The organism is Palleronia caenipelagi (assembly GCF_007004065.1).
Taxonomy (GTDB): Bacteria; Pseudomonadota; Alphaproteobacteria; order Rhodobacterales; family Rhodobacteraceae; genus Palleronia; species Palleronia caenipelagi.
The window spans coordinates 1-1,098 of sequence record NZ_VFSV01000136.1; the positions used below are offsets into that span (position 1 = coordinate 1).

Annotated in this window: 2 protein-coding genes and 1 pseudogene; all 3 read left to right on the forward strand. The window is 62.6% G+C overall.

What is annotated here, in order from left to right:
• Positions 1-531 (forward strand): DDE-type integrase/transposase/recombinase (locus tag FEV53_RS20265; RefSeq protein WP_142836408.1); only part of this gene is annotated, 531 nt, incomplete at its 5' end.
• Complete coding sequence (locus FEV53_RS20270) at positions 494-733, forward strand: transposase (protein ID WP_142836409.1); 240 nt, start codon at positions 494-496, stop codon at positions 731-733. The genes FEV53_RS20265 and FEV53_RS20270, both read left to right, overlap by 38 nt.
• Positions 734-884: 151 nt before the next feature.
• A pseudogene (locus FEV53_RS20275) lies at positions 885-1,098 on the forward strand (IS3 family transposase); the annotation flags it as partial.

Consider the following 1,098-nt stretch of genomic DNA (forward strand, 5'->3'; position numbering starts at 1 on the left):
ATGGCGCATGCGACCCGCGAAATCGTCGGCTGGTCCATGACCGATCACCTGGGCGCAGAGCTGTGCTACGACGCGCTCCGGATGGCCCTGGACCAGCGCGGCCCGGTCCCGGGCCTGATCCTGCATTCGGACCGCGGCATGCAATATGCCAGCGGAGACGACCGCAAGATCATCCACCGCGCCAAGCTGGCTCAATCCATGAGCCGCAAGGGTCAGTGCCTCGGGTTCAAGCTGGTCCGCGCCAGCGGATCGAACGATCCGGGGGATCGTTTGAAGGCGCAGAACGCCCCGATGGAGAGCTTCTTTTCTTCGCTGAAGAAGGAGCTGGTCCATCGCCATCGGTTCGGACCCCGGGAACAGGCCAAGGCCGCTATCTTCGAGTACATCGAGGTCTTCTACGGGCCGCCAACGCCGCCATTCAGCCATCGTATGATCTTCGTCCCTGTCTCCGGACAGCGGGGTACTTTAGCCCTGTCCATGAGAGGAGCGCGACATGGGACGACATCGACGGAAGTATTCAGACGAGTTTAAAGCTGCAGCGGTTGAGCGGCTTTATGAGCCGGGCGCGACGGAGGGCACCGTGGCCAAGGAGTTGGGGATCACCGGTACCCAGCTGAAGACCTGGCGGCTGGAGATTGAGGCGTTCGGCTCGATGGAAGCGAAACGCCGCCAAAAGGCGGATGCTGCCGAGCTGGAACGGCTGCGGAAAGAGAACAAGCGTCTCGCGGAGTAGAATGAGATTCTTCAGAGGGGTGAGCAGGCGAACGCCACGGGTCCGAGGGCGCCTGCGAACGCTTTCTTCGCCTCTCGGGCGGTGAAACCACGATGAACAAGCGCGCTTTCATCCCTGCCCACAAAGCTCAGTTCGACTGACCGTGGCCCCAGTGGGGCCGCGTAAGCGGGAGAACGCGGTTTCTACACTTTGCCGGCTGGTCCGCCTGTCGCGCAGTTGGTTTTATGGTCACGGCGCCGGTGAGGCAGCCCGTGAAAGTCGGAAGGCGCGGCGTGCGGCACGGGACAAGGCACTGCTGGAGCGGATCAGCCATTTTTTCAAAGCCAGCAAGGGGCGCTACGGGTCCAAACGCATCCACCGGGATC